Source organism: Falsibacillus pallidus (assembly GCF_050990905.1).
Lineage (GTDB): Bacteria > Bacillota > Bacilli > Bacillales > DSM-25281 > Falsibacillus > Falsibacillus pallidus_A.
The window spans coordinates 198,510-219,585 of record NZ_CP158866.1 but is presented as its reverse complement, the minus strand read 5'-3'; the positions used below and the strand labels follow the sequence as shown (position 1 = coordinate 219,585).

General features: G+C 43.5%; 21 protein-coding genes. 5 read left to right on the top strand and 16 right to left on the bottom strand.

Features of this window, described 5'->3' with window-relative positions:
- Positions 1–40: 40 nt before the first annotated feature.
- The 3 genes from menC to ABTV07_RS01200 are packed head-to-tail and all read right to left on the bottom strand — an operon-like array spanning position 41 to position 3,187.
- A complete protein-coding gene (gene menC / locus ABTV07_RS01210) occupies positions 41–1,192 on the bottom strand; it encodes an o-succinylbenzoate synthase (RefSeq protein WP_433746460.1) in 1,152 nt (383 codons plus the stop codon).
- Complete coding sequence (locus tag ABTV07_RS01205; protein WP_433746457.1) at positions 1,185–2,327, bottom strand: M20 peptidase aminoacylase family protein; 1,143 nt, start codon at positions 2,325–2,327, stop codon at positions 1,185–1,187. The genes menC and ABTV07_RS01205 overlap by 8 nt, the downstream gene beginning before the upstream one ends.
- Positions 2,328–2,359: 32 nt before the next feature.
- Positions 2,360–3,187, bottom strand: coding sequence for a MurR/RpiR family transcriptional regulator (locus ABTV07_RS01200; protein WP_433746454.1), 828 nt, complete (start codon positions 3,185–3,187; stop codon positions 2,360–2,362).
- A 214-nt stretch (positions 3,188–3,401) separates the two neighbouring features.
- Here ABTV07_RS01200 and ABTV07_RS01195 point away from each other — a divergent pair, with 214 nt between their 5' ends.
- Positions 3,402–4,772, top strand: a complete 1,371-nt coding sequence (locus ABTV07_RS01195; RefSeq protein ID WP_433751025.1) for a YfcC family protein — start codon at positions 3,402–3,404, stop codon at positions 4,770–4,772.
- 211 nt (positions 4,773–4,983) lie between these two features.
- Positions 4,984–6,369: an IS110 family transposase gene (locus ABTV07_RS01190; RefSeq protein ID WP_433746451.1), complete on the top strand. Its 1,386-nt coding sequence runs from the start codon at positions 4,984–4,986 to the stop codon at positions 6,367–6,369.
- Positions 6,370–6,757: 388 nt separating this feature from the next.
- On the opposite strand, the gene ABTV07_RS01185 is transcribed toward ABTV07_RS01190, so the two are convergent.
- The 8 genes from ABTV07_RS01185 to ABTV07_RS01150 all read right to left on the bottom strand — a co-directional run bounded on the left by ABTV07_RS01185 (position 6,758) and on the right by ABTV07_RS01150 (position 13,483).
- On the bottom strand, positions 6,758–7,171 hold the full coding sequence (locus tag ABTV07_RS01185; protein WP_433746448.1) for a VOC family protein: 414 nt from the start codon (positions 7,169–7,171) through the stop codon (positions 6,758–6,760).
- Positions 7,172–7,188: 17 nt separating this feature from the next.
- Positions 7,189–7,839 (bottom strand): hypothetical protein, encoded by a 651-nt coding sequence (locus tag ABTV07_RS01180; protein WP_433746445.1) that lies wholly within the window; start codon positions 7,837–7,839, stop codon positions 7,189–7,191.
- Positions 7,840–8,514: 675 nt separating this feature from the next.
- Positions 8,515–8,991 carry a GNAT family N-acetyltransferase gene (locus tag ABTV07_RS01175; RefSeq protein WP_433746442.1) on the bottom strand — a complete coding sequence of 159 codons (477 nt, stop codon included), beginning with the start codon at positions 8,989–8,991 and terminating at the stop codon, positions 8,515–8,517.
- A gap of 85 nt (positions 8,992–9,076) precedes the next feature.
- On the bottom strand, positions 9,077–10,033 hold the full coding sequence (locus ABTV07_RS01170) for an LLM class oxidoreductase (RefSeq protein ID WP_433746439.1): 957 nt from the start codon (positions 10,031–10,033) through the stop codon (positions 9,077–9,079).
- A gap of 27 nt (positions 10,034–10,060) precedes the next feature.
- Entirely contained in the window at positions 10,061–11,263 is a 1,203-nt protein-coding gene (locus ABTV07_RS01165) for an MFS transporter (RefSeq protein WP_433746436.1), read from the bottom strand.
- Positions 11,264–11,716: 453 nt separating this feature from the next.
- Positions 11,717–12,253, bottom strand: coding sequence for a DinB family protein (locus ABTV07_RS01160; RefSeq protein WP_433746433.1), 537 nt, complete (start codon positions 12,251–12,253; stop codon positions 11,717–11,719).
- A 14-nt stretch (positions 12,254–12,267) separates the two neighbouring features.
- The gene (locus ABTV07_RS01155) at positions 12,268–12,867 is read right to left on the bottom strand and encodes a VOC family protein (RefSeq protein ID WP_433746430.1); all 600 of its coding nucleotides are present in this window, start codon (positions 12,865–12,867) and stop codon (positions 12,268–12,270) included.
- Between the two features lie 133 nt (positions 12,868–13,000).
- Entirely contained in the window at positions 13,001–13,483 is a 483-nt protein-coding gene (locus ABTV07_RS01150) for a DinB family protein (protein WP_433746427.1), read from the bottom strand.
- Positions 13,484–13,625: 142 nt separating this feature from the next.
- Here ABTV07_RS01150 and ABTV07_RS01145 point away from each other — a divergent pair, with 142 nt between their 5' ends.
- Positions 13,626–14,357 carry an arylamine N-acetyltransferase family protein gene (locus ABTV07_RS01145; RefSeq protein WP_433746424.1) on the top strand — a complete coding sequence of 244 codons (732 nt, stop codon included), beginning with the start codon at positions 13,626–13,628 and terminating at the stop codon, positions 14,355–14,357.
- Positions 14,358–14,462: 105 nt separating this feature from the next.
- On the top strand, positions 14,463–15,434 hold the full coding sequence (locus ABTV07_RS01140) for an LCP family protein (protein WP_433746421.1): 972 nt from the start codon (positions 14,463–14,465) through the stop codon (positions 15,432–15,434).
- 31 nt (positions 15,435–15,465) lie between these two features.
- Here the strand turns inward: ABTV07_RS01140 and ABTV07_RS01135 are convergent, their stop codons facing one another.
- Positions 15,466–16,410 carry a magnesium transporter CorA family protein gene (locus ABTV07_RS01135; protein WP_433746418.1) on the bottom strand — a complete coding sequence of 315 codons (945 nt, stop codon included), beginning with the start codon at positions 16,408–16,410 and terminating at the stop codon, positions 15,466–15,468.
- A gap of 209 nt (positions 16,411–16,619) precedes the next feature.
- Here ABTV07_RS01135 and ABTV07_RS01130 point away from each other — a divergent pair, with 209 nt between their 5' ends.
- Positions 16,620–17,948, top strand: a complete 1,329-nt coding sequence (locus ABTV07_RS01130; RefSeq protein WP_433742493.1) for an IS3 family transposase — start codon at positions 16,620–16,622, stop codon at positions 17,946–17,948.
- 57 nt (positions 17,949–18,005) lie between these two features.
- Here ABTV07_RS01130 and ABTV07_RS01125 read toward each other — a convergent pair whose 3' ends face one another.
- The 4 genes from ABTV07_RS01125 to ABTV07_RS01110 form a co-directional block, all read right to left on the bottom strand.
- Complete coding sequence (locus tag ABTV07_RS01125; protein WP_433746415.1) at positions 18,006–19,025, bottom strand: AI-2E family transporter; 1,020 nt, start codon at positions 19,023–19,025, stop codon at positions 18,006–18,008.
- 175 nt (positions 19,026–19,200) lie between these two features.
- Entirely contained in the window at positions 19,201–19,743 is a 543-nt protein-coding gene (locus ABTV07_RS01120) for a ferric reductase-like transmembrane domain-containing protein (RefSeq protein WP_433746412.1), read from the bottom strand.
- The gene (locus ABTV07_RS01115; RefSeq protein WP_433746409.1) at positions 19,740–20,639 is read right to left on the bottom strand and encodes an FAD:protein FMN transferase; all 900 of its coding nucleotides are present in this window, start codon (positions 20,637–20,639) and stop codon (positions 19,740–19,742) included. The genes ABTV07_RS01120 and ABTV07_RS01115 overlap by 4 nt, the downstream gene beginning before the upstream one ends.
- Complete coding sequence (locus ABTV07_RS01110) at positions 20,636–20,956, bottom strand: hypothetical protein (protein ID WP_433746406.1); 321 nt, start codon at positions 20,954–20,956, stop codon at positions 20,636–20,638. Before ABTV07_RS01110 ends, ABTV07_RS01115 begins: the two co-directional genes overlap by 4 nt.
- Positions 20,957–21,076 lie beyond the last annotated feature (120 nt).

Here is a 21,076-nt window from a genome sequence, read left to right as displayed (position 1 = left end):
CTAAAGGATATGATTCCCAATCATTTGTGGGTCATTCATATTAATGCTTTTCCATCACTGCCTGCTCAAAAGAAAAGACCTTTTTATCCACCGTATACCGATCCAGTACGTCTGGATTGATTTCATATCCGATTCCGTCGCCCGACACCGCTTGGACGATCCCATTCTCTACTGTGACTTCAGGTGAAATAATGTCCTCTTTCCAATAATGTCTGGATGGCCCCGTATCACCCGGGATGGTGAATTGACTGAGCGATGTCAGCGCAATATTATGTGCCCTTCCCACACCAGCTTCCAGCATTCCGCCGCACCAGACAGGAATCCCGTGCTCCTTACATAGGTCATGAATCCGCTTTGCCTCTGACAAACCGCCGACCCGGCCAATCTTGATATTGATAATCTTGCAGCTTCCCTGTTCTATGGCTTCCTTTGCATCTTTGAAGGAGCAGATGCTCTCATCCAGGCAAATCGGGGTTTTCAGCTGCTTCTGCAAAAGGCTGTGTTCTAAAATATCATCCGATTGCAGCGGCTGCTCAATCATCATCAGATTGAATTCATCCAGCTGCTTAAGGACATCCAGGTCAGCCAGCGTATAGGCAGAATTGGCATCGGCCATCAATGGAATATCCGGGTACACCCTTCGCACTTCCCGGATCACTTCTACGTCTTTGCCAGGTTTGATTTTCAGCTTTATTTTACGAAGTCCGTTCGAAATTTTCTCTTTGATTACTTTCAACAGTTCCTCCACAGACTCATGGATACCGATGCTGACTCCCACTTCAATTTGTTTTTGTTCATCCCCGCCCAATGCCTGCTTCAACGAAATCTGGTTGTTCTTCGCATATAAATCCCAAATGGCTGTTTCTAATGTAGACTTTGCCATCCGGTTCCGGCGGATGGGAGCAAATAATTCGTTCGCTTCATCCGGGTGGTGAAATGTTTGGCCTAAAATGGCAGGGATCAAATAGTTTTCAAGCATCAGCTGGTTGGTGTCGGTAGTTTCTTCGTTATAAAATGGACCCGTCATGGCGACAGATTCTCCCCATCCGCTGTTTCCATTTTCATCAATAACTTCGACAAGACAGAAATCCTTTTCCGTTTCAGTTCCGAAGCTTGTCGTAAACGGGTGATTCAATGTCATATTCAGCCTTCGGAGTACGACTTCTTTTGGACGGATGGCTTGATTACTCATTCCCTTTCCTCTCCTCTTTTTGCAAGGTTTTGAGTACTGCTTTTGACAAGATATCCATTCCATAGAACATGGCTTCTTTTCTGAATGTCATATGGGGGTGGTGAAGCCCCGGCTGCAAATCACAGCCCAATCCGAGCATGGTCGCTTTCAAATGCGGCCTTTTCACCGGGTAGAAATGAAAATCCTCGCTTCCAGTCGTGACAAGTGCGCCGTCGTGATTTTCTTTTCCCAATACATCGCATATCGCATCGGCCATCAATTCCTGGGCTTCCGTATTCATCGTTGCAGCCGCCAGGTTGGAAGGGATAACAAGGTCAATCTCGACTTTATAGAAATTTGCAACGGAATCAGCAGCCGCCTTCACATGTTCTACAAGGGATGCCATCACTTCATTCGACTGCGAACGCATATCCAAGGTGAATTCCGCCTGACCCGGGATGATATTGTGGCTTTCCCCGCCAGCATGAAGTTTAGTCATCTTGACAGAATGAGGAATCATGGGATCGATATGTATATGAGAGAGTTCGTTCAACAGAGTAGACGCCACTTCAATGGCATTTGTGCCAAGGTGGGGACGTGCTGCATGGGCATCCTCCCCTTTGATGGTCCCGCGTATGGACTGGCTTGCTCCGTGCAGAATGGCAGAAGCTGCATGGCCAAATCTGGTCTCCTGTATCGGGCGTACATGAACCCCGTATAAGTAGTCCACATCATCCACGATTCCTTTTTCTATCATTTTCAACGCACCTGTGCCTTTTTCTTCGGATGGCTGAAAAATGAAGCGGATGGTCCCTTTCGGCAGCTGATCCTGCTGAGTCAGGATTTTCACCGCACCGATTGCCATGGTCATATGGGAGTCGTGTCCGCAGGAATGGTTCGCTCTGTAGACCCCATCCACCTCCTGCCACAGGGCATCCATATCCGCCCTTAATGCAACGACTGGCTTTCCTTCGCCAATTTCCCCAACAACCCCAGGGCAGTCGTCGAAGGTTTTTGTCCTGCATCCATGTGCTTCTAAAATCTCTTTAATATAGGCTGTCGTTTTATATTCCTTCCAGCTGATTTCAGGATTTTCATGCAGATGGTTAAATATTTTCATCAAATCTTCTTTTTGATTCGCATCTAATGGTTTCATCGTTTTCCCCTCCGTTTTTATCTCTCAGTTGTTCATTTTACGCAAAACTTTTTGGAATTCTCCTGGATAAACATGTTCTTTCTGGACTCTCCCGGATTTGCCTGCTTCAACGATACTCCAGCCAGCAGCGCATTTAAAATAGAATAAACGACTGGCACAGTCTGCAGAATGGACTTTGCCGGCAGATTCAATACAAATAATTGATCGGCAATCTTCGTGATTGGCGCTGTCGGAGAATCTGTAATGGCCAGCACATGGATTCCCCGTTCTTTCGCCTCTTCTGCCAGCATGATCGTATCCATTGCATACCGGTAAAAAGAAAAAACAATGAGCATGCTTTTATCTGAAAAACGGTCCAGTCCGGCTCCTGATTCCGGCCGATACAATGCAGCTCCACCACGCAGGAGATTCAATGTGTAGGACAGCCAGTGTGCCATCGAAAAGGAGGCATGCAGTCCAGCTACTAATATTTCATCGGCTTGATAGATTTTTTCTACAGCCATCTCGAAATCTTCTTCTTTAAAACTATTTGCCGCATCACGGATATTTATTTGATCGGACATCATCACTTCTTGAAAATGCGGAAGAGGTTCTTGAATATCAGCCATTTTTGTCTTGTTAGCCCCTAGATCAAAGATGTATTCTCTCACCTCTGTCTGGAGATCGCTAAAGCCCCCATAGCCAATGGCCGTGCAAAAACGAAGCACCATCGTTTCGCTGACGCCAATGAATTCTCCGACCTTTTTGGCTGGGTGTGTTGCAAAGGCAGTGGGATCTCTCATTAAAAAATCCGCTACTTTCTTCGTTCCTTTTGTCAGCTCTTCATATTGTGTATTTATTCGAGAAATGTAGTTGGACAAGATGAATCCACTTCCTTTTCCAATATGTTGAAAATTTATAAAGTATTCACTTCAAAATTTATTGCAATAAAGGATATACTTCATTATAATATATCACAAAGATCAGAATATTCAATAATATTTACGAACAAGGGGAATAATTATTAAAGGGGGAAATATTGTGAGTTTGCAAGCAGAAACAAATGTGCCGCACCAGAAGAAATCAAGGTTTAGAATGCCGGATGCCTATGTATTGCTGTTTATCATTGCTTTAATCTGTGCAATCGCTACGTACATCATTCCAGCCGGTGAATTCAAACGGATCACAAATGGGACAATCACACAGGCTGTTCCGGGCAGCTACCACACAGTGGAAAACAGCCCGATCGGTTTCGTTGATTTCTTCACCGCCTTCCAGCAAGGGATGGTGAATTCATCTTCCATCATCTTTTTAATTCTATTCACAGGCGGTACTTTAGCCATCCTTGAAAAAACAGGGGCCATCAACGGACTCATCCATAATGTCGTCAATAAGTTCAGAACAAAGGAATTATTATTCATCGCCGTAGTAGGAGCATTGTTCTCTATTCTTGGAACAACCGGGATTGTCGTCAACTCCGTCATCGGGTTCATCCCAATCGGCATCATTGTGGCAAGGGCGTTGAAGTGGGACGCAGTAGTCGGCGTTGCCGTCATTTATCTAGGTACATATGCTGGATTCAACTCCACCATCCTGTCGCCTACACCTCTTGGCTTGTCGCAAAAAATTGCTGAGCTGCCGCTGTTTTCCGGAATCGGACTTCGCACAGGCATCTATGCCGCGTTTTTAGTAGCAACGGTCGTTTATATTTATTTCTATGTAAGACGTTTGAGAAAAACGGAAAAGAGCATCCTTGGCGAAGACTGGTTCCCTAGTAAGGCTCTTCTTGATGAAGAAGAAAATGTGGATGTGCCATTTACGGGTAGACATAAACTTATTTTGGCAGTAACCGGATTATCTTTGGTCGGCTTCCTTTGCGGCGCTCTTTGGCTGAAATGGGGCGACCAGCAAATGGCTGGAACGTTTGTCTTCATCGCCATTGTTAACGGATTGATCGGCAGGATGAACGCCAACAATATCGCACGGACATTCTTATCCGGGTGCCAGCGTTTAGTATACGGAGCATTGATTGTAGGAATGGCGAGAAGTATTTCCATCGTTTTGGAAAACGGAAAATTGCTTGATACGATCGTCAACGGATTGGCAAGCTTGTTGGACGGCCACAGCCCGCTGCTAGGTGCGATTGGAATGTATGTATCGAGCGGTATGCTTCACTTCCTGATCTCTTCTGGATCTGGAGAATCCGTCATCTTTATCCCAATTCTTGCCCCACTTGCAGATTTAATGAATATCACGCGCCAAGTAGCAGTTGAAGCCGTTATGCTTGGTGAAGGGGTCGTCAACTGCATCAACCCTACATCAGGTGTGTTGATGGGCGTGCTTGCAGCCAGCGGCATCCCGTACGGAAAATGGGTCAAATTCATGGCTCCCCTGGCATTGATCTGGTTCGTCATTGGACTCGTATTCCTCACAGCAGGCGTACTCATCCACTGGGGTCCAGTATAAGCGACATTAAGGTGACGACATTAAGGCGACATTAAGGTGCCTGTCACGCCCCGAATTATGTCGTTTACACCAGGTGCCTGGTGTATTAGATAATGATTGTCGAAAAGTGTTTTCTTCCGAAAACACAAAAAAGCTCCAGTCACTTCATGTAGTAAGATAAAAGTACCCGACAAGGAACTCTTAACTACTATCAATCCTGGAGGATGAAGTGATGGAGTACCTTTATAATATACAAGGAAAGAAAGGACGTCAATTCAGTGACCAACTATCAGGCGTCGATCTGAATAACGTTCTAATTGTGGCAATCGATGCAGCTAAGTTTTATCAAAAGGCTTTAATCTGTAACTACTTTGGGGATATCTTAGAGAAACCTTTTTTCTTTGGGGTCAACCAAACTGGAATGGAACTCCTCTATTCCAAGATTCAGAAGGCACAAACCAAACTCAATGCAGAAAGAACAATTATTGGTGTGGAAGCAACAGGACACTATTATGAAGATATTGTGCGGGAATTAGGTAAGAGAGGCTTTGGTGTAACCATTATTAATGCGGCTACTACCTATGAAGAGCGCGCTAGTGCCTTGAACAGAAGCAAAACCGATGATTTAGATCTTATCGCTATTGCCCGTTCCCTCATTCAAAATAAGGGGATGGAAAACAAGCTTCCCAAAGGAACCCTTCGAAAATTAATGACTCTAACAAGGGCCAGACGAAGTGAAGTTCGCAACCGGGCCAAGACACGGGTTCAAATTCGTACACTGATGGATCATATTTGGAGGGAATATCAAGGTCTTGTGATGATTGAAGAGGATAAGCCCAAGAAATTACACGTTTTCTGTGACTTTTGGGGAAGATCTTCTCTTTTTATCCTAGAGATGTTTCCACATCCATCGGATGTGCTAGCGATGGGAAAAGATCGAATCCTTCAGCTCGCTAAGGATCGAAAGTTGAGAATGACAGAAGGGCATGTGGATACTCTCCTATTCGTAGCTGCACATTCTATCATAAAGGATAAGGAAGAGATTTCAGCCGAGCTCCTCTTGTTAAAAATGGCCATACAAAATTTAAAGCGTTTGGATCAACAAATTCAAACGCTAGAACAAGAAATGGAGAAAACATTACTCCAAACGGATGGCAGGCTTTTATTAACGGTTCCTGGTATTGGCGTCGTCACTGCGGCTGAGTTTTATAGCGAATTAGGCGACATCTCAAACTATGATCACGCAGGACAATTGATTAAGAAGGCTGGAACAAACCCAGTTATTATTCAATCTGGAGGCACCCAAGGATTCTATGGGAAGATTTCCAAACAAGGAAACAAACACTTCCGGTTTGTCATTTACACGATTGGTAAATCTATTGCCCAGCATAATCAAGATTTACGTCCATTTTACGATCGTCTTAAAGCAAAAGGAAAGCACGCTAGAAAGGCTTATATAGCTTTAGGAAACAAGTTTATTCGAATCGCTTTTTCGATGTTAAAACATCAAAAACCTTATGAATCGAAACAATCAGATTATCGCATCCTAGACCAAATCAAAAAGAAGCTAGTATACGTCAAAATTGAAACCTATTTACAACATGCTCTAGCAGCGTGATCTAAAACAAAAAATAGAAAGCCCTCTTCTGGGATCAAGGGAAAATCGATTTGTGTGCCGGAGGCATGACGACCTCGAGTGACAGCATGATTTACCTTGTCCTGCAAATGCGAATTGTACGTTAATATCAACGGTTTGAACTAACCAGGTTGCTTCCCTGCAGACTTGAAACAAGGTAGTTTTCCAATTCAGATCCGAGATGAGGGCTTTCTACATAATCGTTCCTGTCGGTTGCTTATTGTAAATTTTTCCAAATTATTGCGTAAGGTGTATTTCTTATGCGTAAAAATCAAATATTCTTACTTGACATAGTACGCTGTCACGCCCCGATATTTGTCGAATAAAGGAGGAGCCGCTTCACGGAAGCGGCTCCTTTCTTGATTTTATATTAGTATTGCATTCTCTTTTTATAATCAGGGCTGAGCTCGCTCCAAACGTCGAAGCGATTTCCGTCTAAATCTTCAAAGACAAAATTCCTGCCTGCATGGCCCCTGTCCTCAATCTCTCCGGTTTGGATTTCCTTTTGGGAAAACTCTTGATGAAGGGTTTCTAGCTTTTCCATCCCATCCACTTCAAATGTCATCGAAAACCGTTTCCTTCCCTTGGCATCAAGGAAGTTCGCCGTCTCCCCCTCTTTTGCTTTCACTAGGAAAAAGCTTTGATCCGCAAGATTGATGATGGCTTTTTCATCATCCTGGTAGGAGATTACTGCCCCCAGGTTTTTCACGTACCATTCCGCTGCAGCCCTTGCATCTTTCACTGGTATATAGGTGGTTCCAACCCTTAGCAAACTGCTATTCATGTTATCTTCCTCCTTGTTCATTTCTTCAAATCATCTGGCGGCAGTTTATAAAGGACATTACCTTCCCCATCCAAAAACTCCATCCGCGGGATATCATTTTCATCCACAACCATTCGGATTCGATCCTTTCCTTTCGAATCCATCAATTTCACAGCGACTTCCCCCTTCTTATTTTTCCCCATGAACGCACGCTGAGTACTACCTTTCCACACTTGATCGATAGCCTCTGCTTTCGCTGCGTCATCCAAATGGGACTCTTCGATCTCTTTCGTCTCATCCAATTGCTGTTTAAGTGAGACATCTGGTCTGTCAAAAATATTGAAGCCGTAATGCCGCTCTCCATTGTCATCTATGTACACCATTTGAACCACTTGATCCTGCTTATATTGATCAAATGTCATAGAAGCCGAGGCACGATAATTCCCTTCCTCATCCCGTTCATTTCCAAATATCATTCCCCCGCATTCGTCGCCTTCATTATTGAAGAACATGATGCCCGCGAAAGGATTGCCGTCCCTGTGTCCTGGGAGTATATCTTCCCCATCCATCAGCGCCGGAGGGATGTGATCCTGATTAAAAAGGGTCATCCTCACAGTTCCATCCTTATCTACAATATTCAATTTCTCAAGTTCGAGTTCAGTCAGTTTATTGGTCTTTTCATCAATCATTTTGTTGCGCTCCTTTCTTCATCTAAAACTATACCTTCTGTAAAAAAGAGGAATATCCTGCTTAATTTAGATTTTTCTGTAATTTTAGAGATGGTGGCGACATCAGGGAGTTCCAAAGTGACTGTCACAATGAAAAGCGCAAGCGCCTTGAAAGCCGCGACAGGCATAAGACGGAACAAGGAGGAAATCCTGATTTCCGTAGGTTACGGCTTATGTCCACGAGCAGCTAGGAGTGTAGCTGGATAGCGCCGGGTATTTGTCGAAAAATGACGTTTGATTCTGTGGACTGGTTGACCGCGCAGCTAGAGTTGGGGGCTGGATTTGTTTGTTTTTGGCCACTCGCGCATAAGCGGTTGATTTTGGTTCATAAGGGACTCTTTTTGACTCATAAGACAATGGTTTTCGCGCATAAGGTGTGAGAAGTGGCGCATAACGGTCCCATTCTCGCTCATAAACCCATTGGGGAGACTTCATTTCACCTTAATTCCATCCAAATATCCACTATTTGTGCCTTACCTAATTGAAATTCTCAATAAAATGAACAATCTACACATTTCTGCACCCCAATATGACAAGCATCACACTACTTTTCGGCATTTTAGAAAGAAAATCATGTTTTTTCATATCAAAAAAGGTCACTACTCCTTCATTCGAAGAGAAATGACCCTTTCTCACTTAGATCGACTTCACCAATAAAATTTCATCCCTGATCGGAATTCCATTTTCAGCGATCAATGGAATTTCCGGCTTGCGTTTCCTTGCTTCCTGAACTGCATTTGGGAATATTTCTGCCATTCGATACCCTCTCCTCTGGTAGAATCCGAGAACATGGATATTGTCGTTGGTCGTGATGAGCTTGATTTTATTGCATCCTGCTTTTTTTGCGGCTTCTTCTACCGCACTAACCAAGGAGGAGCCGATTCCCTTGTTCTCTATGAGGCTGTCTAACGAAACGATTTCACATTCCGACTCTTCAATACTGAACGTGATTAGCCCCGCGATGCCTCCATCTTCACCAATTATTGCAAAACCATCCAGCTGGTCGCAGTGGTAGATGCCGGTGGAGAGGACCATTTCTTTTGTACCCCAATGTTCTTGAAAAAATGAAGACACCTTAGCGGTTTCCAATCTGCTGATCTTCTTGATATCCATATAGATTCCCCTTTATTTCCATCTGTTTTTATACTACCAAACATAACAAATCCGCCCCCGGAATCGGGAGGCGGATTGGAAAAATTTATTCGTTGGCAGGAAAATGCGGTACGACTTCCTGGCCGAGTTCATGGATTACTTCGTCTGCCGGCCGTTCGCTGTCGAACAGTGCAAAGAATAAGTGGTTGACTCCGATCCTTTTATATTCATTGAGCAGCTCGATTAGATGATTACGTCCGACACGAAAGCCAAGGCGGATTGGCATTGGCGCCTCATTAGGATCTTCAGCCAAGTCTAAATGCATCGGCTGGGTAAAGGGCTTGAATACCCCAGGGTGGTAGTGCTGGGATAATTCCCGCCACCTTTTAATGGATTCCTCTTGGAGATGTGGGCTCCTAGGGTAGTACATCCACCCATCGCCATGCTCAGCGAACCACTCCATTGACTGCTGGGCATATCCTGTGATCATTGTCGGAATGCGCTTCTTCGGTTTTGGGACAAGATTGGCCCCTTGTATGATTCCCTTCGGAGAAACAATCGATGGATATTCTTCGTAAAGAACCTTTTCCAAGTAGTGATAGGCTTCGGCAAATGCTTCACCCCTATTGGCATGAGACTCACTTAATGCGGCAAAATCAGATCTTCTATCTCCGGACGAAACTCCCAGGATGAGCCTTTCAGGAAAAAGCTGATCAATGGTGGCCGCTTCTTTTGCCACCCTTAAAGGATGACGAAGGCTTAATACAGCGGCTGCCGTCCCCAACCCGATTTCTTTCGTCTGCCCCGCCAGATAGGTCAGATAAATCATCATGTCGTAAATTTGACCTGTTGCGGGATCGCCGAAGTTCGGATCCTCAAGAAGTACATCCCGCAGCCATAACCCTGTAAAACCATAAGCTTCAGCCTGCTGTGAAAGCTCTGCTTGCTTCTCCATTGTCGGTGTTTCAAAACGGTAATTTTCCAACGGGATATGAAGACCCAGAGTGAGCTCCCCTTCCCGATACATCCGATTGTATGCCTTATGATTTTTAAAAGGATTCATTTCAAATGCTCCCCTTTCGCTTCAGATTCAGTTATTTTTCTCCAACATCTTCAGCCAAGCAGTAAGCACAACAGCGCCTGCCACCATGATTGATCCAATCCACGGTGTATGGATGATGCCGATGGAATCTACAATTATTCCGCCAACAAAGGATCCGATGGCAATTCCGATATTAAAGGCAGCGATGTTTAAAGCTGATGCCACATTGACAGCAGATGGAACATATTTTTCTGCTAAATGAACAACCAACAGCTGCAAGCCTGGCACGTTCATGAAAGCGAACAAGCCCATCAAGAAAATGGTTGACAGCCCAATTGCTTTAAATGGTGCAGTAAATGTAAGAATTAATAGGATGATAGCCTGGAAAATAAACATCCACATCAAAGCTTTCAATGGATTCTTATCGGATGCTTTCCCTCCAACCACGTTGCCAATTGCAACGGCAATTCCATAAACGAGCAAGATGATGCTGACCCATTTGGAGCTGAAGCCTGTTACGTTTTGAAGAAGCGGTGTTAAATACGTGAAAGCCACGAATGTTCCACCGTATCCTAAAGCTGTGATGGCAAAGGCAAGCAATAATTTTCCGTTTCTGAGGATTTTCAGCTGCTCGCTGAATTTTGCCGGTGGAGCTTCTTTTAAATTTTTCGGAACGAGAATGGAGCTTGCAATAATTCCAACCAGTCCAAGGGCAGCAACTCCCCAAAATGTTGCTCTCCAGCCGAATGTCTGACCGATGAATGTCCCAAAAGGAACCCCGGTAACGGTTGCGACTGTCAACCCGGTGAACATGAAAGCAATGGCGCTCGCACGTTTATCTGCCGGAACCAAATCCGCAGCGATCGTTGACCCGATGGAAAAGAATATTCCGTGTGAAAATGCAGTGACGAACCGTGCAGCCAGTAGCAGCCCGAAACTAGAAGACATGGCTGCAATCGAATTGCCGGCAATGAATAAGACCATCAAGGACATGAGCAAAGTCTTCCTGCTCATTTTATTTGTCAAAGCTGTCAGGATAGGTGCTCCAAATGCGACTCCAAGTGCGTATCCGGAAATCAGCAGCCCTGCTAGAGTAATGGAAATGGATAAATCATCTGCAATGGATGAGAGAAGGCCGACAGGGACAAATTCAGTGGTCCCGATCCCGAATGCACTAATAGCCAATGCCAGCAGTGCGGGAGTCCCGCCTTTTGTTTTTGTTTGATTGATTGCTTGTGTATGTGAACTCATTTGAGCATTCCTCCTTGTTTGTCTTGAATAAGCGAAGGCGCCTTTCGCTTCTGATGCAGTTCATTATGAACCGTTGAATCCCATATAGGAAGTACGCACTTTAAAGTAAGGTAGTTACTTTTTTGTGCCTATATTACATTTCTGATGTACAGCCTCTTTTTTGCTATACATCGAATTGCGTCTGTCTGTTCTCGATTATGCACCGTTTGATTCTTTTTAAAAAGTACGCACTTTCCAGTAATATAGGCACCTGCAGGTAACAATTGCGGAGGATAGGGCTTCAAATGTCCATGAAAAGCAAAAAAACCGATTCCCATTTGTGAAATAGGATCGGTTCCAGCGATTTTTTTATGTCTTCTAGCAAATTTACATTAGGTTCTAGCGACTTTTTTATTTCTTCTAGCAAATATGCTCTAGATTCTAGCAAATGCACCGAATGTTCAAGGCAAGCCCTTACTTTTTCAGAAATCCTTCTACCTCAAAGTACCGCTCTTTCAAAATCATACAATGATGAAGTTCATGGCCTGCAATGATCCAGGCGAGCGCTCTGACCGTAACAGGGGCGCCATTTGCCGTACCGCGGCGTTCCCATGCTTCTTCATCTAAGCTTTCCAACAGCGAGATAGTCGACGTGCGGACGGCGACTAAGTTTTCCAGAAGTGCAGGGATGGTTTGCCGGTCAAATCCTGCTCTCTCCACATATTCGTTTTCATCAAACCCAGGCAGCTCCGATGATTCACCCCGCGCAAAACTCATCAAACGGAAGTTCATCACCCGCTCAGTGTCGGCCATATGGCCAATGACCTCTTTAATGGACCATTTGCCCTCACCATAGCGGAATGCACCTTGTTCTTCGGAAAGATTTTTCAGCAGCTCTACTGTGACTTTGATTTGATCAGATAAAACTTCCTCTATCTCTCCTTCTTCCACTCGGTCAATATATGTGGAGTAATACGGTATGTAGTCCCCTGAAACTGGTCGTTTGTTCATTCGAGCATCCTCCTTTATTTTGCAGATACAATTTCCAATCCATTTGGATCAAATTTTCTTAAACCATCCAATTCTGAAATATATGCTCTGTTTAACTGTACATTTCCTGTCTGGCTAATGTTCATTTTTCCTGCATGTCTGTTCAATAAATAAGAAAGGGACTCTTCGGCGCCAGGTTGATTCACAGACAAATCCAACCGCTCAATTGCAGAATTGCCTCCCTTAACATATTCCACATTTGTCTGGAGTTCAATTTTAAAGCCGTATGGCGTTTCGATAAATGTTCTGCGTTCGTTCGAACGATGACTCCAATTCAATTCGCCTGCTCTTTTAATGATCCCGTTTTTTTCTTCTTCAGACACCAAAAATCCGATATGGTCAAAGACGGGTCTCTTACCGTAGCCGAAAGTAATATTGACACTGCCTTTCCTTAATTCAATGATGCGAAAAAGGACCGATTTATCCCGGAAGTCATTCCAGGTCAATGGGGGGTCAAACGATTGGAACTCCCCATTATACCTACCTATTCTCTGATGCACCTGAAAACCCGCCTGTACATAAAACTCCTCAGTCTCTTCTAAATGCGGCGTCCAAAAATGGTAATGAAATAACATCCTATTTCCCCCTTGTCGTGCGATGTATCCTAATCGTAACCTTGCGAACCATTTGCTGCATTAGCCATCCGCCGCATTTCCTCTACGACAATAGTCGCATAAAAGGGAGGAATGGCACTCACCAAAGAGTGCTTTATCCCTTCACCTTCCCAAGCCCGCGCCCGATAAAGTTCGCTGAAACGGGCTTTTTGCCAAGCTCCCTCGCCCACACGGATATTTGTCCGATATGGTGAATTTCATGTGCAATAGTATGGCGCATGATTTCTCCCCATGTATATCGTTCTTCCCATTCAATTCCTTCTACATCCGGGACGACATGATCTTCAAAGCGGTCCTCCCAGTTCTGGACGAACTCCAAAACCTCCTGATGGAAAACTGCATCAAGTTCCCGGACTTTTTCCAACGTATTGTATTCCTCGAATTTCTCCTGAAAATCCGGCTTGCCCTGCAGGATACGGATCCAGCTCCACTCTACATCGATAATATGAAAAAGAGTTTCCAAGATGCCGCCGACTCCACCGGTTCTTTTTTTCAGCAGCTCCTCTTCTGGAATTCCTTCACACCATTGATACCAATCATGTCGAACCTGCCAATTATAGCGGAACAATTCTTTCATTTTCGCTCCATCCCCTCTTATACGTACAATCTACCTTACTTATTCCAACTCCAGAATCCTAATCCCTTCAAGAGAATCATATTTTTGCATATCAGCGACAAAAGGACTATCTTAAGGGTAGAAACGGCAAGGAGGACTGACAATGGATTTAACCGCTTATCTAAAAAAGATCGGAATGACCTCTATTCCTGCTCCTACACTTGAAAACCTTAAATATATACAAGAATCCCATATGCTTCATATCCCATTTGAAAATCTGGATATCCTCAATACAACACCAATTGTCTTGGATATGGAAAAGCTATATCAAAAAATCATCCTAGATAGCCGCGGCGGCATATGCTTTGAATTAAATGCCCTTTATAATTGGCTTCTTCAACAGCTCGGCTACAAAAGCTACCTGATCTCAGCGACTGTTGTAAAAGGCAATGGAGAGTGGAACAAGCTCGACACCCATATGTCGGTCATCACTGAAATCGATGGCCAGCGATATTTAACGGATGTCGGCTTTGGCGATGCTTCACTCCATCCCATTCCTATCGACGGGCAGACCGCGCAAGCCCCCAATGGCACTTATCGTATCAGACAGACAGAATCACTCTATTATCTAGAAGAATATAGAGAGGACGACTGGATTATTAAGCATCGATTCACATTGGAGCCGAGGACTTTGGAATATTTCCATCCAAGAAATGATTTTATCCAATTCGATGAGTCATCCCCATTCAACAAATCCCGGCTGATTACAAAGGCCACTCCTAACGGGAGAATCACATTGACAGACCACCAGTTGACCATTACTGAAAATGGAAAAAAATCAGTATCACCAAGTACTCCCGATGACTTTGATAATTTGATGAGCAGACACTTTTAATATCCGCTACGCGTAAAATCTGTAAAATTCGCAACATTTTTCATAGTCATCTCGTCTAATCTATAGGACCCAAAAGGTTTAAATCACTAAATAAAGGATGACTTGATGAATACGCCCAATCGAGAAACACGATTCAGCAAGAAAAAAAGAAGCAAGCTCCGCATTGTCCTTTACATACTTTTGACCATATTTCTCCTGTTTATCGGCACCGCTGCGTATGCCTATTGGAATTATAAATCCGCACTAAAATCGGCCAGCACCGGAACAAACACGGTCAGTGAACCCGTTGAATTTAATGGTGTCGAAAATAAATTCGGAAAAATCAATGTGCTATTGCTTGGGATAGACTCGCGGGGAGAAGAACATTCCCGCACAGATACCATCATGGTGGCGCAGTATGACCAGGATACAAAGAAATCGAAGCTTGTTTCGATCATGAGGGACTCCTATGTAGACATTCCTGGTTATGATGAAAAAAACAAAATTAACGCAGCATACTCCTTTGGCGGACCTGAGCTTTTAAGAAAAACGCTGAAGGAAAACTTCGATATTGATGTTCAATATTATGCTTTGATCGATTTCAATGGATTTGCGAAAGTCATTGATGAGGTATTTCCTGAAGGGGTTCAAATCGATGTGGAGAAAAAGATGTCCCACGGATTAGGCTTGACCCTTCAGCCAGGACAGCAAATGCTTCACGGAAAAGAACTTCTAGGATACGTCCGCTTCCGCTATGATGCCATCAGTGATTTTGGCCGGATTCAGCGCCAGCAGAAAGTCTTGCAGATCCTTTCCGACAAATTGACAAGTGCAGCGGGCATCATGAAAATTCCGAGTATGATCGGCACTGTCCAGCCGTACATTGATACGAACCTGCCAAAATCCCTGCTGTTTTCAGTGGCTTCTTCCTTTTTAGGGGAGAAGGAACGGAATATTGAAACCTTAAGGATTCCGGAGAATAATGGTTTTACAAATGGAAGGGTTAAGATTTACGGCCAGGAAAGCGACGTTTTAGTTCTTTCGCCGGAAAATCTTCAAAAAAACACGGTGGCACTCGATCAATTCCTGAATAATTAAAGTCCGGCCTAAATTGGCTGGACTTTTTTCATTATTTATAAAAAGATTTTCGTTTCTTTTTCTTCAGCAGGTCGCCGGTCCATCCCTTCTGCTGCAGGAATAGATAGATGAGGATGGTCAATGCAAAGATCAAAATCAGTGAAGCTGCATATCCATACTTCCAATCCAGTTCCGGCATATGCTTGAAGTTCATTCCCCAAATGGCACCGAGGGCTGTCATTGGTGTAAAAATGGTCGTAAAAATCGTCAGGGCTTTGGTGATTTCATTGCCCCGATAGGAACTGACGACTTCCTCCGAATGATAGAGATTTTCGATTTCTTCTTCATACCCTGCAATCAGGGTGCTCCCTCTTTTTACTCTTCTGGCCGTCCTCTCGTGGCCTGCCCTGTCTCCTGACTCAATTAAAAAAGCTTCCTCTACGGCAAATTGATTTTCTTTCACCGAATGGATCAATCCCTTTAACACAAGGAGCTCATGGCGATGATTATGGATTTGTTCTAAAATATGCGTCCCATTATCGTTGTAAAACTTCCAGATGAGCTCTCTCAACTTACTTTCAAATTCATCGATTCCGTATAAAAACTCATTCATCAGCTCTCCCTGCAGTATAAAGAAAGCATCGATTGCATCTTCAGCCGATTTAACCAATCGGAGAATTTGATCCATGCTCGTCTTTTGAATGAGGGCAGGATTGAGATTGACGGTCACAAACGTTTGACGGGTCAGATAAAAATACAGGATGGTGAAATCATCTTTTTTATGCAGGTCCTGACGGTACACAAAAGAGCCGAAAAGACATTCCTGCCCACTGACTTCTGTCTCCATTCGGAGGTCATTCCGATCAGCGATTCCGATTCCATCAAACCAATCCCTGCATCTGCGCCAATGCACAGGGTCTATATACTCCCTGCATTTCTCTTTTTCATCTACATCCAAGCGGATCCATGTCCACTCATTCCCACGAGAAGTGTTCATCTGCTGCCACCCATTTCCTCATTTTGCTGCTGTCCATTATTATTCTTTTTTAATACCCTAAAGATTCTCTGGATAGACAGTTTACAAAATAAAAAAGAACCCGTTGTAAAATGGTACCTGTAGGTAGGACACTCAAAAAAAAGAGTGTTCAGCCTACAGGTATTTTTTATATACTTTAATTTCAGAACATGGGGATTAGGAGACAACATATGAGTAAAATTACTTTTTCATCTAAAGAGATAAAAACACTTCAAAAAAATCCGAATGTACAACAGGTCAGCGAAAAGTCTATTACCTATACAGAGGAATTTAAAAGTAGATTTATTGATGAATATCAGGCTGGCAAACTTCCTCGCCAGATCTTTGAGGAGAATGGATTTAATGCGGAGGTCATTGGAATAAAACGAATTGAACAGTCAGCCCATAGGTGGAAGAAAGCTTATGAAAAAAATGGTTTGATTGGACTGACAGATTCAAGGAAAAATGCGTCCGGTCGTCCCTTACAACGAGAACTCACTCCTTCAGAAGTAATCGAAAGACAAAAGGCTAGAATTGAATTGTTGGAAGGACAGGTAGAGTTGTTAAAAAAGCTAGAAACGACAGAAAGGAGGCTGCAAGAGGCAAACGAAAACCTACATCCAAATAAGGCTTATCAATTGATTCAGGAGACCATTGAACAAAATGGATTTAGGGGGATGACCAAGTATCTCTGTAGTCTATTAGAGGTTTCGCGTTCTGGTTATTATAGCTACCTGAATGCTTCCTCTGTCCGGGAGGCAAGGGAGAAACTGGACCTTGAAGCCAAGGAACTCATATTAAAGGCCTTTAACCGGCGTGGATATAAGAAAGGCGCACGCTCCATTAAAATGATTTTAGAGAATGAGTATGGCATTATCTTCAGCCGTAGAAAGATCCGGAGAATCATGAGGAAATATGACATCGTCTGTCCTCATCGAAAGCCAAATCCTTATAAAAAAATCGCTAAAGCAACGAAGGAGCATCAGGTTGTCCCGAACCAATTAAACCGGGACTTCAAACAGGGGATCCCTGGGAAAGTGTTACTGACGGATATCACTTACTTGCCATATAACGGTAATAGTATGGCCTATTTGTCGACCGTGAAAGATGCCTGTACTAATGAAATTCTGGCTTACCATATATCTGACCGGATTACCATGGACATTGCGACAAGGACGCTCCATAAATTGAAGAACAATAAGAAAGTTACGCTTCATGAAGACGCCTTTATCCACTCGGACCAAGGAAGTCACTACACAAGCCCCCGATACCAAAAGTTATTAAAGAAATACGGCTTGGGTCAGTCCATGTCACGTAGAGGCAACTGTTGGGACAATGCCCCACAGGAATCCTTCTTTGGCCACATGAAGGATGAAGTGGATTATAAAACAGCAAAAACGTTGAAAGAATTGAAATCAAGAATAGATCATTACATGGTTTACTATAACAATTACCGTTATCAGTGGAATTTAAAAAAGATGACCCCTATTCAATATAGGAATCATCTTCAAGCTGCTTAACCTCTTTTTTTATTGTGTCCTTGACAGGGGTACCATTTTATTGAAGGGTCCTTTGCTTTACAGCTCTTTAGGCTTCCGTGGACTGCTGACATCCAGTACATCCAGAAAGAATACAAAAATCGGGATTCCGACGATCAAGCCCCATATCCCAAAAATGTGTTCAGAGAAAATCAGCACAATGAACGTATAGAAAACAGGAAGATTCGTCTTGGATGACATTAAATTCGGGTTGAGGATATAGGTTTCAACCGCATGGACAATCATGATGGCAATCACGATGTAAGCGACTTTTATGATGCCCCCTATGCTAAAGGCAATGATGCACAATGGAATCAAGGAAATGATGACCCCTGCAACAGGGATTATTCCAAGAATCAGGATCATGATGGACAGCCCCACAAGCTGCGGGAAGCCCAATATCCATAAAGCAATGGTTGTCAGGATGCAGTTGACCAAAGCAATGATGATCTGCGCCTCGATGACCTTTCCAAACGTACCTGCAAATTTCCCGGCAAAAAAAGCAATTTCATTATAGACCGGCGCCATTTTGCTGTATTTGAACTTCTCGGTAAATCGGATGATGCGCGGCTTCTCCAGCATATAAAACAAACTGAGCAGCAAAGCCAGAAGTATTTGAAGCCCTACACGGCTCACATCTGAGAAATATTTGATCAAGAATGTAAATCCTTGTTCCATATAGCCGGAAACCTTCGTGGCCTCTACCTTTTGCAAGAAGTAATTCAACCAGCCGTAGTCATCAGGGACATTTGAATAAAAATCCGTGAGCTGTTTGATCAGCAGTCGAATCTCATTGACAACAAGAGGCAGATATTTAATGAATACAAAAGAAAGCATCCCGACAATAAAGGTGTACAAAATAATCACAAGCAAAGTCCGGTTGATCGAAATTTTTCTCAAGATTGAATTCACTAAACGATCCATTAAAAAGGAAAAGATAAACGTAAACAATATTAAATTGATCATGTCTTTTAACAGATATAACACCAGAGCCATCGCCAAAAAGATCAAAATTCTTTTGAACGTATTGCTTTGGAAGAATCGATTGAATGTATTCACCAGATGCTCCTCATCCCATTCCTGCAAAAATTTATTTATTAGTATAAGTATACGATTTGTGGGATGAAAAAAAAAACTACTTCGCAATATTTTTTGTGAAAAAAATTAAACAGGGACAGGGGGACAGGTTCCTCGTCCCATTAGATGGGACAAGGAACCTGTCCCCTTGTCCCCCCTATACGATGCTTTTTTCTGCCGAGGGCCTTGAAATGGTCTTCTTCTTTCTTATCACTAAGTAGACCGTCGCCCCAAATACTATGAGAAGACTCCCTCCATACAAGCTTTTTGCCCAAATTGTTCCGGATTCCGTCCCGAGGAAAAATCCATGAATTAAGGCCATGAGCCACAACGGGAAAACCAGGTAGTGGATCTTTTTCCAAGTCTTCCTCCCGACTGCTTTCATAAAGTCCGAGGTGATGATGACTACGAGCAGCAGATACATGGATAACGTTCCGATCCCCGTCAGCACAGGGTCATTTTGCGATAGAAAAGGGACGAGGACATCCTTCAATGAGTACGGCTGGTAGTGATCATAAAAGAGAAGATAGGCATGGACGCCAGTTCCAAGAAGCGCGATTTGTCCAATGACTTGGTGGAATTCAATGATCGGCCCTTTTTTTCTTGGAATATGCCTGAAGATGCCCGCTAGTACAGATAGGGTCAAAAGGACGTAGGCCGTCAACCCGGTGATGCGAATGAAAATCCAAATCCAATTCATGAAGCCACCTCCAAATGTTCATAAAGGGATGAATTGCCGCCGACCGCTATTTCATGATGGTCAAAATAAATGAAATAAGCGAATGAATCAAATGCTTTCTTTAACAATGTTTTCGCCTCTTCAAATGGAAGGATGCAGAATACCTTGGCTATGGTTTCTGCTTCCATCACTGTATTGGCCACCACACTTGCCTGCAGTACACCGTTGTTTGCCACTTCACCCGTATGACCATGCAGCAAGTGATGGATCGGCTCATCTTCCTTTAACCATTTCCGATAGGTTTTTCCCGACGTGGCAAGGGCCCGGTCACAGATTTCAAACCGTAGCATGTCCTTCCCTTTTAGGAACGGATGTTCAATCCCTACCTGATGCCTGCCGATCACTGCTAAATCTCCCCCGGCGTTGATCATCGCTGATCCAAGGTTCGAATCCATCAGCCTCTCCATCGCCCGATCGACAATATAACCTTTTCCAAATCCGCCAAAATCAAATGAAAACTCCCTTTTTTTCATAATCCATTGCCTCGAAAGATAATGAAAAGGGATTTCAAACAAATCATTTTTCGTTGACAACTTCGCTTGCACTGATGGCTGATACCCTTCATGAAAAGAATCCTGATAGCCGATTGCCTTCATTTCCTCTCCCAGGAAAGGATGGACTACATAGCCCGTTTTTTTGGCTAGAATCATCGATTTTTGTAGTAAATCTGCCAAAGTCCTCTCTAAGAATACAGGCACACCCGCTGGACTTTGATTTATGTGATATAGAAGATTTCCTGGAATGAACCGGCTTGCATCCTGTTCAAATTGAAGGATGAAATCTTTTATGCCAGTTTCCATGGAAGGTGTTAATCCAGTTAATTTCACTGTAGAATTCATAGCCCGAAACTGGATCATTTGGTTGGCCCCGAACTTCCATGACCCTGTTCAAAACCGTCAGAAGGCGCCTGGAAAATTTGTTCTCCATCATCCATTGAGCCTTGATCTCCTATATCCCACTCGCCGCTTCCATGCCTATGCCTGCCAAACCCGCCGCCATCGCCTTCGTCTGAAAATTGATTGAAGGAATCTGATCCCTCATCATTAAGGGTGGTATTCGGCTGAAGCCCTGCATTTTGATTTTTCTCCTTCTCATTCCCTGTGACAAGTCCGGCAAATGCTAGAAATGTTCCCGTAGTGACTGAAATCACAGACCATTTAACTTTTTTATTCATACACATTCTCCTTTTACTAGAAAATGAAGTGAGCTTGTTTATGAATCATACTTTAAACTTGGATGGTGAAAATTTGGTGAATTTAAGATAATAAATAAAAAAACTGACTCAAAGAATCAT